This is a genomic window from Pseudomonas sp. TE3728, from assembly GCF_056279145.1.
Genome location: NZ_JBWBQT010000001.1, coordinates 1,107,936 through 1,122,542 on the forward strand (window position 1 = coordinate 1,107,936; position 14,607 = coordinate 1,122,542).

15 protein-coding genes are annotated in these 14,607 nt (G+C 59.3%); 11 read left to right on the forward strand and 4 right to left on the reverse strand.

Translation table 11 applies throughout. The annotated features are described in order from the left end of the window. Positions 1 to 144 precede the first annotated feature (144 nt). Positions 145 to 1,551, reverse strand: a complete 1,407-nt coding sequence (locus tag ACZ89R_RS04400; protein ID WP_429546572.1) for a purine-cytosine permease family protein — start codon at positions 1,549 to 1,551, stop codon at positions 145 to 147. A 325-nt stretch (positions 1,552 to 1,876) separates the two neighbouring features. Between ACZ89R_RS04400 and ACZ89R_RS04405 the strand changes: the two genes are divergently transcribed. The 5 genes from ACZ89R_RS04405 to ACZ89R_RS04425 all read left to right on the forward strand — a co-directional run bounded on the left by ACZ89R_RS04405 (position 1,877) and on the right by ACZ89R_RS04425 (position 5,797). Next, positions 1,877 to 2,362 (forward strand): flavin reductase family protein, encoded by a 486-nt coding sequence (locus tag ACZ89R_RS04405; protein ID WP_208667910.1) that lies wholly within the window; start codon positions 1,877 to 1,879, stop codon positions 2,360 to 2,362. Positions 2,363 to 2,473: 111 nt separating this feature from the next. Further along, positions 2,474 to 3,517, forward strand: a complete 1,044-nt coding sequence (locus ACZ89R_RS04410; RefSeq protein WP_429546571.1) for an LLM class flavin-dependent oxidoreductase — start codon at positions 2,474 to 2,476, stop codon at positions 3,515 to 3,517. A 153-nt stretch (positions 3,518 to 3,670) separates the two neighbouring features. Then, positions 3,671 to 4,381 carry a hypothetical protein gene (locus tag ACZ89R_RS04415; RefSeq protein WP_429546570.1) on the forward strand — a complete coding sequence of 237 codons (711 nt, stop codon included), beginning with the start codon at positions 3,671 to 3,673 and terminating at the stop codon, positions 4,379 to 4,381. A 69-nt stretch (positions 4,382 to 4,450) separates the two neighbouring features. After that, complete coding sequence (locus ACZ89R_RS04420) at positions 4,451 to 5,116, forward strand: hypothetical protein (RefSeq protein WP_429546569.1); 666 nt, start codon at positions 4,451 to 4,453, stop codon at positions 5,114 to 5,116. Positions 5,117 to 5,161: 45 nt separating this feature from the next. After that, positions 5,162 to 5,797 (forward strand): hypothetical protein, encoded by a 636-nt coding sequence (locus ACZ89R_RS04425; protein ID WP_429546568.1) that lies wholly within the window; start codon positions 5,162 to 5,164, stop codon positions 5,795 to 5,797. A 115-nt stretch (positions 5,798 to 5,912) separates the two neighbouring features. Here ACZ89R_RS04425 and ACZ89R_RS04430 read toward each other — a convergent pair whose 3' ends face one another. Genes ACZ89R_RS04430 through ACZ89R_RS04440 form a run of 3 tightly spaced genes read right to left on the reverse strand, consistent with a single transcriptional unit; the run spans position 5,913 to position 8,445 of the window. After that, entirely contained in the window at positions 5,913 to 6,659 is a 747-nt protein-coding gene (locus ACZ89R_RS04430; protein ID WP_429546567.1) for a PAS domain-containing protein, read from the reverse strand. Continuing rightward, entirely contained in the window at positions 6,660 to 7,331 is a 672-nt protein-coding gene (locus ACZ89R_RS04435) for a response regulator (RefSeq protein ID WP_429546566.1), read from the reverse strand. Continuing rightward, the gene (locus ACZ89R_RS04440) at positions 7,300 to 8,445 is read right to left on the reverse strand and encodes an ATP-binding protein (protein WP_429546565.1); all 1,146 of its coding nucleotides are present in this window, start codon (positions 8,443 to 8,445) and stop codon (positions 7,300 to 7,302) included. Before ACZ89R_RS04440 ends, ACZ89R_RS04435 begins: the two co-directional genes overlap by 32 nt. Before the next feature lie 223 nt (positions 8,446 to 8,668). Here ACZ89R_RS04440 and ACZ89R_RS04445 point away from each other — a divergent pair, with 223 nt between their 5' ends. From ACZ89R_RS04445 to ACZ89R_RS04470, 6 genes are read left to right on the forward strand one after another with little or no spacing between them, the layout of a single operon-like run. Continuing rightward, a complete protein-coding gene (locus ACZ89R_RS04445) occupies positions 8,669 to 9,181 on the forward strand; it encodes a dimethylamine monooxygenase subunit DmmA family protein (RefSeq protein WP_201062380.1) in 513 nt (170 codons plus the stop codon). Further along, the gene (locus ACZ89R_RS04450) at positions 9,178 to 10,107 is read left to right on the forward strand and encodes a PDR/VanB family oxidoreductase (RefSeq protein ID WP_429546564.1); all 930 of its coding nucleotides are present in this window, start codon (positions 9,178 to 9,180) and stop codon (positions 10,105 to 10,107) included. The genes ACZ89R_RS04445 and ACZ89R_RS04450 overlap by 4 nt, the downstream gene beginning before the upstream one ends. Positions 10,108 to 10,116: 9 nt before the next feature. Further along, positions 10,117 to 11,133 carry a heme-dependent oxidative N-demethylase family protein gene (locus ACZ89R_RS04455; protein WP_429546563.1) on the forward strand — a complete coding sequence of 339 codons (1,017 nt, stop codon included), beginning with the start codon at positions 10,117 to 10,119 and terminating at the stop codon, positions 11,131 to 11,133. 34 nt (positions 11,134 to 11,167) lie between these two features. Continuing rightward, positions 11,168 to 12,298 (forward strand): aminomethyl transferase family protein, encoded by a 1,131-nt coding sequence (locus ACZ89R_RS04460; RefSeq protein WP_429546562.1) that lies wholly within the window; start codon positions 11,168 to 11,170, stop codon positions 12,296 to 12,298. A gap of 31 nt (positions 12,299 to 12,329) precedes the next feature. Further along, complete coding sequence (purU, locus tag ACZ89R_RS04465) at positions 12,330 to 13,196, forward strand: formyltetrahydrofolate deformylase (RefSeq protein WP_414883654.1); 867 nt, start codon at positions 12,330 to 12,332, stop codon at positions 13,194 to 13,196. Between the two features lie 39 nt (positions 13,197 to 13,235). Beyond that, positions 13,236 to 14,603, forward strand: coding sequence for an NAD(P)-binding domain-containing protein (locus tag ACZ89R_RS04470; protein ID WP_429546561.1), 1,368 nt, complete (start codon positions 13,236 to 13,238; stop codon positions 14,601 to 14,603). Positions 14,604 to 14,607 lie beyond the last annotated feature (4 nt).

Sequence of the window (14,607 nt, forward strand, 5' to 3'; positions counted from 1 at the left end):
CTCACACAGTGAATCTTGAGTGGGCACAGCATCCGAGCTTGGTACCGATCAAATGTGCGCCTTCAGCTCTCCCCTCTGTTCGCCATCCAAACGAAAATGCCCGGCACAGGCCGGGCATCTCAGACGAACAGAAAACGGGTTTGATTAATCGGCATAACCGAGTCTGGAAGCTTTGCGCTCTTGCGCTTGACTGCGGGTAGCCAGGCAATAATACAACGGGCAAGTCACCACCAACCCCACCAGCCACGACAGATCAGCCCCTTCCACCAAATTGGCATACGGCCCGACATACAACGACGTATTGGCAAACGGCAGCTGCACAATAATCCCGATGAAATACGCAACGATCGCATGCAGATTGAAACACCCGTAAATCCCGCCATCCGCACGGAAGATCGAGGCAATGTCATAGCTGCCACGCTTGATCAGATAGAAATCAATCAGGTTGATCGACGCCCAAGGCACCAGTACCAGCAACAGCGCCAAAATCAGGCCGATGAACTGCGAGATGAAGTCTGCGGAAGCGCCCAATGCGACGAAGCAGCACCCCGCCAGCACCCCACTCGACAACACCACGCGCACCTTGATACTCGGCGTCCATTGGCTGGCGAAGGTCTGGATCGAGGTGATGATCGACAGCACCGCGCCATACAGATTCAAGGCGTTGTGGCTGATGATGTTGAGCAAAAACAGCACCATCAGAATCGGCCCCAGCCAGCCGGTGGATTGCTTCACCGCTGCCATCGCCTCGGTGCCTTCCGGCGTCGCCAGCACCGCCACCGCACCGAAGGTGAACGAGAGAATGGTGCCCAGGGTCGCGCCCAGATAAGTGGCCCAGAACGGCTTGGCAATACCGATATCCGCCGGCAGGTAACGGGAGTAGTCCGACACATAAGGCGAGAAGCTGATCTGCCAGATGATTCCCAACGACACCGTAGCCAGCCAGCCCGACAGGTTGAAACCGCCACGAGTGAAGAAGTCTGCCGGCAGGTCGTGGGCGAAGATGTAAAGGAAACCGGCAAGCAAGGCACTGCCCATGACCCAGGTGCCGATGCGATTGAGGGTGTGAATGAAGCGGTAGCCGATCACCCCGATCGCGGTGGCGCTCAGGGCGCCGATGAGGATGCTCGCCGGCACCGGAACCGAAGGCACAATTCCGACAATCGACTTTCCGGCCAGGACGATGTTGGAGATGAAGAAACCGATGTAGATCAGCGCAGCGAAAAACACGATCAGCAGCGCACCGTAACGGCCGAACTGGCCGCGGCTCTGCACCATCTGCGGAATCCCCATGCGCGGGCCCTGGGCCGACGCGAGGGCAATCACCAGACCGCCAACCATGTGCCCGAGCGCAATCGCCAGCAGCCCCCAAAACAGGTCGAGGTGGAACACTTGGACCACCATGGCGCCGGTCACGATGGGCAACGGCGCGATGTTGGTACTGAACCATAAAGTGAAAAGGTCGCGGGCCTTCCCGTGGCGTTCCGCGAGTGGGACGTAATCGACCGTATGATTCTCGATCAGGGGGTCTTGCCGGGACATCTGGGACATGTGCAATGAACTCTAGTTTGTCTGATCTTATAGTTGTATGCAGCCAAACCGGGGGAGCTCTTTGGCCACCCCTCAGATGCCGGCCATATTATGGTATTCCATCTTTTAAACAAGACTGATCCGGTCTTTTAGAACCCATCTGATCCGCAATCACACCGCAAAACGCGCCCACTACCTAGCTAAAAGCCCTGTAAACGTTGACTCAAAGGCCGAACACGTACGTTTATCAGGCCAAAAAAAAAGCCCTTGCAAACTATGTATTACGGTATACCATCAGACCTACAAACACATAAAAACCCGCATTACACTCCCAGAGGACCGTCCCATGATCGATGCCGCCATCTACAAACAAGTGATGGGTTCGTTTCCTTCCGGGGTGACTGTGATCACCACGCTGGATGACGACGGCCAAATCGTCGGCCTGACCGCCAGCGCCTTCAGCTCGCTGTCCATGGACCCGGCCCTGGTGCTGTTCTGCCCCAACTACAGCTCCGATTCCTATCCGGTACTGATCAAGAACAAACGCTTTGCCATTCACGTCCTGTCCGGTGGCCAGCAGAGCGAAGCCTATGCCTTCGCGCGCAAAGGCAAAGACAAGGCGCAAGGCATCGAATGGACCTTGAGCGAGCTGGGCAACCCGATTCTGGCTAACGCCACGGCGGTGATCGAATGCGAGCTGTGGCGCGAATACGAAGGGGGCGACCACGCGATCATGGTCGGTGCGGTGAAGAACCTGATTGTGCCCCAGCAGAACGCCGGGCCACTGGTGTATTGCCACGGCAAGATGGGCGCCCTGCCCGTGTTCGCCTGATTCGACAATACTCAGAGATAGATTGCGCACATTGCGAATGTCGACACTCCAATAATCAGCCAGTCGGCTCCCGATCGACCGGCCAACAACAAAAGATCCGAGGTAAGCGTCATGAAGTTTTCCCTGTTCGTGCACATGGAACGTTGGGACGAAAGCGTCAGCCACCGCCAGTTGTTCGAAGACCTGACCGAACTGACCCTGATGGCCGAGGCCGGTGGCTTCAGCACCGTCTGGATCGGCGAACACCACGCCATGGAATACACCATCTCGCCAAGCCCGATGCCACTGCTGGCCTACCTGGCGGCCAAAACCACCACCATTCACCTCGGCGCCGGCACCATCATCGCGCCGTTCTGGCACCCGTTGCGGGTCGCCGGCGAATGCGCATTGCTGGACGTGATCAGTAACGGTCGCATGGAAGTCGGTCTGGCCCGTGGCGCCTATCAGGTGGAGTTCGACCGCATGGCCGGCGGCATGCCCGCCTCCTCCGGCGGCCAGGCGCTGCGCGAGATGGTTCCGGTGGTGCGCGCCCTGTGGCAAGGCGATTACGCTCACGATGGCGATATCTGGAAATTCCCGACGTCCACCAGCGTGCCGAAGCCGATCCAGAAACCCAATCCGCCAATGTGGATCGCCGCCCGCGACCCGGACTCGCACAACTTCGCCGTGGCCAACGGCTGCAACGTCATGGTCACGCCGCTGATGAAGGGCGACGAAGAAGTCCTAGACCTGAAGAACAAGTTCCAGGCCGCTCTCGATAACAACCCGGACGTACCACGCCCGCAACTGATGGTGCTGCGTCACACCCACGTCCACGCGGCCGATGACCCGGAAGGCTGGAAAGTCGGGGCCAAGGCGATCTCAAAGTTCTATCGCACGTTCGATGCCTGGTTCGGCAACAAGGAAGTGCCGGTCAACGGCTTCCTGGCGCCGAGCCCGGAAAAGAAGTTCGCCGAACGTCCGGAGTTCGAACTGGAGAGCCTGCACAAGACCGCCATGATCGGCACCGCGGAAGAAATCATCCCCCGCATCAAGTATTACCAGGAACTCGGGGTCGATGAGTTCAGCTTCTGGTGCGACAACAGCTTGCCCCACGCGGAGAAGAAAAAATCTCTGGAGCTGTTTATCAAACACGTGGTACCAGCGTTTCGCTGAGTTGACCGCAAACTGCAATCGGCCTATTAGCGAACGCAATCTCCGTAGCGTCAGAAAGTCCTTCGGGGCAACGGTTTTTTCCGTTGCCCCGCTTTATGATGTCGGGCAGCAGATCCGCCTTGCACCAGCTCTCGGACCTGATACGGAGATCCCATGTCCTTTGTTCCCGCCTTTACCGATTTTCTGTTGACTCACCTGCAACAGGAAGAACGCAAACGCATCCTCAAATCAATCGTGGTCACCGTAGCGCCGGAGCTGTGGCTGAGTCTGGAGTCCGCGGCGCTACTTGACATCTACCGGAATCGGTTCGGTCTTGGCGGCCAGTTGGATGATCATGAAGCGTTCAAACCGGACTGCACACTGTCTGACCGCATCAATGTTCCCCGTTGGCTGATCGCCGCCGAACGGCGCAAAGTCGATATCTGGGTCGAGGACAGCTACGGTGAAGCACCGTCGAAGGCTATCGAATTCAAGATCGTTCACAACAACAAGAACGCTTACGAGAAAATCAAGGGCATTCGTGAAGATCTGATCAAGCCCATTCCCTCAACTAAGCCCAACGAGGTCATCGAACGTTGGGGCATTGTATTGCTGGTCTACTCACGCTTTTACCAGGACCAGCAAGGTGGCTACAGCTATGGAAAATTCGCGACCTGCGAAGAGTTTTTAAACACCTTTAGCGAAAGCCTGAGCGATAGCACTTCCCGATACGCATCGGCTCCCCAACTTGAGCTGGCCATGGCACCGACCCTGGTGACAGATCTATGCGACGCCAACTACATTGTTCCTGGCAATGGTGCGGGAGTATATCTGGCACTGGTCAAACCCAGACAGACAGCTTTCGCTTCACTGCAACCAAATTGACGGCACCGAATTCAGAACTGCTCCTGCCCCCTATTGATCGTTTTTTTTAAACATGCAAGGTGAGATCACATGCCAGGCATTGCCATGGAAACCATTGCCGAACTCCAGCAAAGAATCGCTCAGTTCAATCCTGTCTACATGCAGCATTGGAGCGACTGGCTGAACACTCCGAGTCAGCTTCGCCCTCATGAACTGAAACTGACATTAGGTCGTTGGCAAGCCTGCCGGGGCAACCCCATGAGGCACCTTGCAACCATAGGCACGGCGGTACACCCCGCCCCTTACATAGATGATCTGTTTGCTCAGGCACTACCCTATGTCCAAATCTTAAGCAGATTCGACATGGCGGTTGAAAACTCTTTCAACCCGCGAACCATTCAGGCCCTGCATGAGCTTTGGAATACCTTTGAAAGATTGTCCTATGAACGCAACAATCCGAATCGTAAGAAAAGGGCTCCACGTCAAGGTCTTGCTGGAGTCGTCGGAATTTCCAAGGCCGTCATGCTGGTCACCAATGGCCGCGTCGGCCCCGCCTTTGACTCAAAAGTCCGCGATGAATTGCAACTCAAAGGCAAGATTGAAAGTGCTGGCGACTGGATCGAGGCTTTGCATGCTGCGGCGATAGACATCAGCACTTTTGAAAAAAACAATAAGACCACCTTACAACTTGCCTCCGGAATCGATCTTCCCGCCGGACGTATCCACGATATGGCTTTGGGACCGAAGAAGGTCTGATGAGCCCTACTTTTTTCAACCGTTTTCGCAGGAGAGCAGTGCAGCATGGATGGATTTTTTAACTCTTTAATGGGCCAGATCAGTAGTGGTGTCACCATTGCCGGTTTATCCGCATGGCTGGGTAATGTGTGGAGAGACCGGATCAATTCGAAAGATAAGGCCCGTAACGAGATTTTTATACAGCAGCTCAAAACCGAACACACTCGTCAGACACAAAGCCTCGAGCACGCATTACAAATTGAACGCCACACGGTTCAGCTTAGCCATGCCAAGCTCATCGAGAAAAGAGCCATGTTCATCGACGAAAGCTACAAGCTGCTTGTCGATCTTCACGAAGCGATATACGACACAATCCGCCCGGATTATTTCGGAAGGAAACGACCGTCAATTCAACAGGCCTATGAAAGCGCATTACCCAAATTTGATGCCTTTGTTGAAAGCTATGAAAAAAACAAAATCTATTTCTCAAAAAAGACCTCAGAAAAAATCTCCAACTTTTATGTCTCTGCAGCAAAGACGCTGGATCAGTCCAGAATAGCTATGCGTTCAGGTGAGTCACTGGGGCAAGGTGAAACGCCTAATCTGCAAAAACTGTTCGAGAAAGTGGAGTACGAAATGCATGAAGCCAGAAAGGCTGTCGAACAGGAATTCAGACAATTCATGTACGTTCAGGAAGTCTGATGCGGGACGGACCTGGCAAACCGCTGATCGTGCTCTACCAAGTCAGTGCCTACCCCCGCCACCGGTATGCAAGCTGCATCTGGGCAGTGTCCCACGGCGATTCAGCGAGGCGGGTCTAGCCCGCCGTTCGCTCAAAAATCGCCCCCTCGATACCCAGCACTTCACGCGTATCGGCATAAATCCCCACGCCCTTTTCCCAAACATGCTTGATCGACTGATCGGCACAGCGTATCCGGTAATTGAGTTCGAAAGGCTCCTGCCGCGACAAGGCATATTGCACCTCGCGCCAGACGTAATCGGCATCCTGCGCCAGGATCAGGCTGTTGTAGGTGAATTCATGGTTGTCCACCAACCGCTCCGGTGGATACCCGGTCAGTTGCAGGCAACCGGCACTGACGAATTCCATAGTCCAGTCGCGGTTGTTGCGACCGCGATAGATCAGCCCCGGCATGCTGTCGAGCAAGCTCATGCTGCTGCGCTGACTGGCCTGCAAGGCAATTTCGCGCCGCTTGTGCGCAGTGATGTCGCCTGCCACCAGATAGAAACCCTGCGGCCCGCGCTTCAGGCTGACGTCGAACCAGCGCAGTTCCCCCGAAGGGTGAACAAAACGCAGCCGCTGGTTGAAGGAAGTTTCGGGGCGCCGACGCAGTTCATGCAGGGCCTGACGCCACAACGAACGGTCTTCGTGGTGCACATAGTCGATGAGGTTGCGTTCCGTGCCCGGCAGATCCATCAGCTCGAGCCAGGCCAGGTTGAAGTGGGCGATCTGACCGTTATCGCGCAGTTCGAGCAACGCCGCCGGAAAGCGATCCATCAGGTGCAAGGGCAGTGCCTGCACAAATGCCTCTGGCCGTTCCATCATCTAGTGACGCTCCTCGTGTCTCACCGACGCGGCGTTGTGCACCCACGCCGCCAGCTCCAGGCGCGAGTGCAGGCTGAGTTTCTGCAACAGATTCCTCACATAGATTTTGACCGTGCCATCGCTGATCCCCAGTTCCCGGCCGATCTGTTTATTGCTCATGCCAGCAGCGATCAGGGCCAGGGTCTGCCCCTCGCGCTCGGTCAGGTTGCCGGTGTCGAGCAGATCCGAATCGTGTACAGGCCGGGTCACCGATTCGCCCTGATCGGCCAGCAGCGCAATCAGGGTTGAATCCAGAACGATCGCGCCCTTGTGGCAATTGCGCATGTAGTCCAACAACGCATCAGGCTCGGTTTCCTTGAGCACATAACCACTGGCCCCCAGGCGCAGGGCGGTCAACAGCTCGGCGCGATCCATCGATGCGGTGAGCACCACCACCTGGCAGTCGAGGCGCAACTGACGCAGTTCGTCGAGCACCTGCAAACCGCTCAAGCCGGGCATGTGCAGATCAAGCAAAACCTGCTGCGGCGCCAGGCTCACGGCCAGGTTGATACCTTCGCGGCCACTGACGGCCTGCCCCACCACTTCGAAGTCGTCGCTGGCGCCGAACAGCTGTGCCAGTCCTTTGCGAAACAACGGGTGATCATCGATCAGTAATAAGGTCGTGCAGTCCATCGAAACTCCCCTGTGGCAGGTCTTGGTGACGGCGAAGGCCAAGGTGTACACGGACCCCGTGCGGGCGGATCGCCTCAATGGTCAGTCGGGCGCCAATGCTCGCGGCGCGCTCGCGGATAATCGCCAGGCCGAAATGGTTTTCTTCCCCTGATGCCGGGCTCAGTCCGATGCCGTCATCCTCCACCGAAACAGAAGCATCACCGTCCTGGTTTTGCCGCAACTCGATGCGCACATGCCGTGCATGGGAATGGCGTACCGCGTTGGCCAGTGCCTCGCGAATGATCTGCAGAATCTGCAATTCGGTTTCCGGGCTCAAAGCGTCATCAGCCAGGCGATTGTCCAGTTCAAAAACGATGATGCAGCGCCGCGAGAACTCGGCGACAGAGTCGGCCAGGGCCTGGCGCAGTGAGCGCCCGTCCATGGTCAGACGAGCGCTGGTGATCAGCTCGCGCACCTGGCGCTGCAACTGGCTCAAGCCGCCGCACAGTTCCTGCAACGCGGTGCTGGCCTGTGCAGGCTCGCCCAACTGCGACTGCAGCAAACGCGCCTGGAACGACAGGTAACCCAACTGCTGAGCCACCGAATCGTGCAGCTCACGGGCCAGGACGCCGTGCCGGAACGTGGCCTGTTTGCGCTGTTGTTCACGGGTGTAGCAGCGCAAGCGCACGGTGACGCCGACCGCCTGCGCCGCCTCTTCCAGCAACTGGCGCCAGCTTGAGTGGACTGGTTGTGGGGTATCGAGCAACAACACCCCTTTGCTCGAATCGTCGCTGTGCGGCAAGGCACACAGCAGGCGATGTACGCCCCGTTGCCGGCAAGGGCCACAGGCCTGAGCCGCATCAGGCAGTGCCGAGTCACGCCAAGGGCAACGCGCAACGTCCTGACAGCCCTCGAGCAATCCACGCCGTGCCGGCCCCAGGTCTTCGCCGTCCAGGATCAGATTCAGTTTGCAGGCCGGCAACAATGCTTCGAAACGATCCAGAAAACCCGACAAGGCACCGTCAGCGTGCACCTGACACAAAGGCAATCCGGCCAGCAGTTTGCGCACGCTGCGCGCCTGGTCGGGGCGGATACGCCCCAACCAGAGCGGCCACCACTGCGGTCGTGTTCGCACTCTCGATAACTCCCCGTCCGGTTGCTCAGCCATAAGCAAAGACCAGCAACTTCCATGCCCCGGACAGGCGTTGCGCAGGACTTATCTCCAAAGACATAGCCCTTTTTCCGGATTGAGAAGATTTTCCCCATAGGAAAGTATCTTCCCCAACAGGAAACAAATCCCCAGTCCAACGCCACCTTTCTCGCCCTTCGACAGGCGCGGATCAGCCAGGAAAGCCCACATGACGGATAGACACAGCGCCGCCCCGGACCGACTTCACAGTCTCCCGCGCTATCGCCAGCCGCTGCCTCGTGAAAGCGTCACCCGGCACATCGTGGTCATGCAATCGGCGGCCGCCTGCTCGCCCTTTGTCGGGGAACTGGAACAGCCCTTGGTACTGAATGGCGAGAGCGCCGACTTTTCCCTGCGCCTGCATCAGGCGCTGGTCAGCGCCACCGTCGGCAGCCATCTCTACATCATGGGCGACGAGGCCTTTATCTGGCGCATCCACGGCGAGGCCCGCAGCGCCGGACTGGAAGATGATGAGATCGACATCACCCGCACGATTGCCGGTGCGCGCCTGGTGTATTGCGTGCACTGCGGCCTGACTCAGGCCGCCGGGCCGGAGCCGCTGCTGACCTGCATCGGTTGCGACGTAGGGCTGGAAGTCCGCAAACACTTTTCCCGCCGCCTGGGGGCGTACCTCGGCGTCTGCACCAACCCCGATCAGCCTTACGCCGGAGTCCGGTCATGAGCGCCGCAATCGAAGTGCGGGTCAGCGCGGCGAGAATGCTTACCCCAGTGGTGCGCGAATTCACCCTGCAGGCGTGCGCCGGGCCCCTGCCGGCTTTCTCCCCCGGCAGTCATGTGCAGGTTCACCTGCCACTGGCCGAGGGCAAGCTGCGCAATGCCTATTCACTCACCAGCGACCCGGCGGAGAGCCAGCATTACCGCATCGCCGTACGCCTGCAGGAGGCCTCCCGCGGCGGCTCGCTCTACCTGCATCGGCAGGTCCAGGTCGGGGACACGCTGCAGATTTCGCCGCCGGCCAATCTGTTCGCCCTGCACTCGACCGCCAGCCTGCACATCCTGATCGCCGGAGGCATTGGCATCACGCCGTTCATGGCCTACATCGCGGCCCTTGAACAAAGCCAGGCTCACTTCGAATTGCACTACCTCTGTCGTCCGGGCCTGAGCGATGCCTATGTCGAGGCGTTGCAACAGCGGCTGGGATCACGCCTGCACACCTACGCCAGCCGCCCGGACCTGAGCCGGATCCTGCGTGATCGACCGCTGGGCAGCCACCTTTACACCTGCGGCCCGCAACCGTTGCTCGATGCGGTTCGGCAACAGGCCAGGGCCCTTGGCTGGCCGCCCGGTCGGGTGCACTGGGAAGCCTTCAATGCCGCACAACCGGGCCACCCCTTCGACCTGGAACTGCTGCGCAGCGGCCAGCGCTTGCGGGTCGGCGCCGAACAAAGCCTGCTCGAAGCCCTGGAATCCGCCGGACTGCAGATCCCCAACCTGTGCCGTGGCGGAGTCTGTGGCCAATGCATGACCCGCCACGTGGGCGGCGACATCGAACACCGCGACAGTTTCCTGAGCCCCACCGAGCAGGCTGACTTTCTCATGCCCTGTGTCTCCCGCGGCTGCGGCCCTTGCGTTTCGCTGGATCTTTAGGAGTCGACGATGACCATTCAATCAAGCCCCGTGCAGAGCTACCGAGACGACTTCAGTTTCCGCAATAGCCCCACGGCCATCCGCCGTTTTCCCTTCCCCTTCACCGAGGACAGCTACCTGTATTCGGTGAACATCGAACCGGCGATCTCCCGGGATCCCGGCTCGATTTACCAGCACGGGTTCGACATCGACGAACACTACCGTTCGGAAATGGCCGAACGCGCCCTGGTACTGGACAAGGATCCGCGCCGCTACCTGGTGATGCCGCACATGCAGGTGGCCGCCTGGGATGCGCTGCAAATGCTCATGGAACACCTCGCCACTGATTATCCGCAGTGGTTCTCGCTTGCGCGTGACGGTGATCGCTGGCATTGGCGCAACACGCTGCTGAATATCGATCAGCACTTTGTGTTCGGTGATGCCACCAGCCTGCCCTGCGAACCGTTGGAGTTCATTGGCCGACAGGTTCAGGGGGATTTCGCCCTGCTCGATCAACGCGACGGCGATCTGTACATGGACGCCGGCCTGGTCACCAGCCCGGCCGACTGGTCCCTGGCCTTTGACGCCGGCATGAGTTTCAAGCAATGGCATTCGCCGGTGCCCATGGCCCACCAGATGGGCATCTTCGACCGCGCGCTGAAATACCTGCTCAACCTGCAAACGGGCCAGCCGGTGCGGCGCCTGAACTGGACACTGACCATCAATCCGCGCCTGGACTCCTCCCCCGAGACTTTCCATGAATGGGGCGCCGACCGCGGCCGCATCACCGCCGAGAACGTCGGGCAACAGGTTCACCTGCGCGTCGAGCTGCAAGTGATGGCCCGTCTGCCGCGCAGCAACGCGGTGATGTTCAGCATCCGCACCTACCTGATCAGCATGGACGAACTGGTCACCCAGCCCGGCTGGGGCTGCCGCCTGCACCGTGTGCTGCGCGACCTGCCCGAGCCGATCGCCGACTACAAAGGCATGAGCCGCTACCGACAGACCCTGGTCGAGTGGCTGAGCCGCTTCGACCCGCAAGCCTGAACCCTGACCCACTTTCACCGACAAGGATCTTCACATGGCGCATTCATGGCGTATTTCTGCACTGGCCGAACGGCACCGCGCACTCGGCTCGAACCTGGAAGACTGGAACGGCATGGGCACTGCCTGGACCTACGACAGCGACTTGGCCGATCACCATCAGGCGATCCGCACCCGGGCCGGGCTGATGGACGTATCCGGACTGAAAAAAGTCCACTACGTCGGCCCCCACGCCGAGAGCCTGCTGCAATGGGCGACTACCCGCGACATCGCCAAGCTCTACCCCGGCAAGTCGGTGTACGCCTCGATGCTCGACGAGGACGGCAAGTTCGTCGATGACTGCATCGTCTACCGCACCGGCCCCAACGCGTTCATGGTGGTGCACGGTGCCGGCAGCGGCCACGAAATGCTCGTGCGTTCATCTCAGGGTCGCCAGGTGGCGGTGCTGTTCGACGACGACCTGCACGACCTGTCACTGCAAGGGCCGCTGGCAGTGGATTTTCTCGCCGAGCACGTCCCCGGGATTCGTCAGCTGCCCTATTTCCATCACCTGCAAACCCGCCTGTTCGATCGCCCGGTGATGATCTCTCGCACCGGCTACACCGGCGAGCGCGGCTACGAGATTTTCTGCAAGGCCGCCGATGCCCCAGCGCTGTGGGACACGATCCTTGAACAAGGCGCGGGCCTGGGCATCATCCCTTGCGCCTTTACCGCCCTGGACTGGTTGCGGGTGGAAAGCTCGCTGATGTTTTTCCCCTACGACAACTCGCAGATGTACCCCTTCGCCAATCAGAAGGCTGGCGACACCCTGTGGGAAATGGGCCTGGATTTCACCGTATCCCCGGACAAGCGCGAATTCCGTGGCGCCGAAGAGCACTTTCGGTTGCGCGGTCAGGAGCGCTTCAAGATCACCGGCGTGTTGCTCGAAGGCGTCCGCGCCGCGGAGGCCGGCGACACCTTGTGGCAAGGCAACCAGCAAGTCGGGGTGATCACCTGCGGCATGTATTCGCGCCTGAGCAAGCGCTCCATGGCCATCGCCCGGATGAGCGTCGCCTGCTCGAATCCAGGCATCGCCCTGCAGGTGCGCGGCAGCCAGGAAAGCGCCGCTGTGACCCACGCCCTGCCCTTCGACGACCCGGAAAAAACCAAGCGCACGGCCAAGGGCTGAGCCTCCAACCACTTTATCCAAGGGACCTTCGATGGACACTTCCAACGAACATTACATTCTCAAGATCAATTGCCCGGCAGCGTCCGGCATCGTTGCCGCGATCACCACCTGCCTGGCCGGACAGCAGTGCTACATCAGCGAGCTGGCGCAATTCGACGACGAGTTCACCGGGCAGTTCTTCATGCGCGCGGTGTTCCGCTTCAACACCGGCGTGACCGGCGATATCGGTGCGCTGCGCGAGGATCTGGGCGACCTGGCCGGCGGCTTCGACATGCAGTGGCAGCTGTTCTGCTCAAGCCAGCCGACCCGAGTGCTGCTGATGGTCAGCAAGTTCGACCATTGCCTGACCGACCTGCTGTATCGCCACCGCAAAGGCGAGATGGACATGCACATCACCGCAGTGGTCTCCAACCACCTGGACCTGCGAGCCATGGCCGAACGCGAAGGCATTCGCTTCATCTACCTGCCGATCACCAAGGACAGCAAGGCCAGCCAGGAAGCCGAGTTGATGCGCATCGTCGAGGACACACAGACCGACCTGGTGGTGCTCGCCCGCTACATGCAGATTCTGTCCGACGGACTGTGCCAGCAGCTGTCCGGCCGGGCCATCAACATCCATCACTCGTTCCTGCCCGGTTTCAAGGGCGCCAAGCCCTATCACCAGGCCTATGACCGTGGCGTGAAGCTGATCGGCGCCACTGCCCACTACGTCACCAGCGACCTCGACGAGGGGCCAATCATCGAGCAGGAAATCCAGCGGGTCGACCATACCCACCTGCCCGATTCGCTGGTTGCCATCGGCCGCGACACCGAAACCGTCGCCCTTTCCAAAGCCCTGAAATACCACCTGGAACACCGGGTGTTCATCAACCAGGACAAGACGGTGATTTTTCGCTGAGCGAGCCTTTTTTCCGATTCACAGCCACGAGAAACGACCATGACCACACGCGTAGCAATCATCGGCGCCGGCCCTTGCGGCATGGCTCAACTGCGGGCATTTCAATCGGCCAGGGACCAGGGAACGCCCATCCCGGAGCTGGTCTGCTATGAAAAACAGCAAGACTGGGGTGGCATGTGGAATTACACCTGGCGCACCGGCCTGGATGAAAACGGCGAACCGGTGCACGGCAGCATGTACCGCTATTTGTGGTCGAACGGCCCGAAGGAATGCCTGGAGTTCGCCGACTACACCTTCGAAGAACATTTTGGCCGCCCCATCGGCTCCTACCCGCCACGGGAAGTGCTCTGGGACTACATCAAGGGCCGCGTCGAAAAAGCCGGGGTTCGCGACTACATCCGTTTCAACAATGTGGTGCGCCAGGTCACCTTTAACGAAGAGACTCGCCGCTTCACGGTGGTCGCCCACGACCACGGCAGCGATACCCAGACCTCGGAAGAGTTCGACTATGTGATCAACGCCTGCGGGCACTTTTCGACGCCGAAAATGCCGTACTTCCCCGGATTCGAGCAGTTCGGCGGGCGCATCCTGCACGCCCATGATTTCCGCGAGGCGCTGGAGTTCAAGGGCAAGGATCTGCTGATCGTCGGTAGCAGCTATTCGGCCGAAGACATCGGTTCCCAATGCTACAAATACGGCGCACGCAGTATCACCAGCTGCTACCGCACCGCGCCCATGGGCTATGACTGGCCCGCCAACTGGGAAGAAAAACCGCTGTTGCAGCGCCTGGAAAAAAACCGCGCGTACTTTATCGACGGCACCCACAAGCACATCGATGCGGTGATCCTGTGCACCGGCTACAAACATCACTTCCCCTTCCTGCCGGACGAACTGTGCCTCAAGACCGACAACCGGCTATGGCCGATGAACCTGTACAAGGGCATTTTCTGGGAGCCCAACCCGCAACTGATCTACCTCGGCATGCAGGACCAGTGGTACTCGTTCAACATGTTCGACGCCCAGGCCTGGTACGCCCGCGACGTGATCCTGCAACGCATCGCCCTACCCGACCAGGCACAAAGGGCCGCCGATAGTCAGGAATGGCATGCCCGTGAACAGCAGCTTGAAACCAACCAGCAGATGTTCGAATACCAAGGTGCCTATATCCAGCAACTGGTGGACGCCACCGACTACCCGAACTTCGATATCGCCGCGGTCAACGACACCTTCCTGCACTGGAAGCACGACAAGGCCCACAACATCATGGGTTACCGCGACAAGTCCTACCGATCGCTGATGACTGGCACCCAGTCACCACCCCACCACACGCCTTGGCTGCATGCCCTTGACGACTCCATGGCGGCGTACCTCGCTGAACCGCCGATGTCCGTCAAGTCGATCGGTTGACCCG

Bases quoted from the DNA above. Each gene is read 5' to 3' on its own strand.
- ACZ89R_RS04400 (WP_429546572.1), bottom strand. From the start codon at position 1,551: ATGTCCCAGATGTCCCGGCAAGACCCCCTGATCGAGAATCATACGGTC.
- ACZ89R_RS04405 (WP_208667910.1), top strand. From the start codon at position 1,877: ATGATCGATGCCGCCATCTACAAACAAGTGATGGGTTCGTTTCCTTCC.
- ACZ89R_RS04410 (WP_429546571.1), top strand. From the start codon at position 2,474: ATGAAGTTTTCCCTGTTCGTGCACATGGAACGTTGGGACGAAAGCGTC.
- ACZ89R_RS04415 (WP_429546570.1), top strand. From the start codon at position 3,671: ATGTCCTTTGTTCCCGCCTTTACCGATTTTCTGTTGACTCACCTGCAA.
- ACZ89R_RS04420 (WP_429546569.1), top strand. From the start codon at position 4,451: ATGCCAGGCATTGCCATGGAAACCATTGCCGAACTCCAGCAAAGAATC.
- ACZ89R_RS04425 (WP_429546568.1), top strand. From the start codon at position 5,162: ATGGATGGATTTTTTAACTCTTTAATGGGCCAGATCAGTAGTGGTGTC.
- ACZ89R_RS04430 (WP_429546567.1), bottom strand. From the start codon at position 6,659: ATGATGGAACGGCCAGAGGCATTTGTGCAGGCACTGCCCTTGCACCTG.
- ACZ89R_RS04435 (WP_429546566.1), bottom strand. From the start codon at position 7,331: ATGGACTGCACGACCTTATTACTGATCGATGATCACCCGTTGTTTCGC.
- ACZ89R_RS04445 (WP_201062380.1), top strand. From the start codon at position 8,669: ATGACGGATAGACACAGCGCCGCCCCGGACCGACTTCACAGTCTCCCG.
- ACZ89R_RS04450 (WP_429546564.1), top strand. From the start codon at position 9,178: ATGAGCGCCGCAATCGAAGTGCGGGTCAGCGCGGCGAGAATGCTTACC.
- ACZ89R_RS04455 (WP_429546563.1), top strand. From the start codon at position 10,117: ATGACCATTCAATCAAGCCCCGTGCAGAGCTACCGAGACGACTTCAGT.
- ACZ89R_RS04460 (WP_429546562.1), top strand. From the start codon at position 11,168: ATGGCGCATTCATGGCGTATTTCTGCACTGGCCGAACGGCACCGCGCA.
- purU (WP_414883654.1), top strand. From the start codon at position 12,330: ATGGACACTTCCAACGAACATTACATTCTCAAGATCAATTGCCCGGCA.
- ACZ89R_RS04470 (WP_429546561.1), top strand. From the start codon at position 13,236: ATGACCACACGCGTAGCAATCATCGGCGCCGGCCCTTGCGGCATGGCT.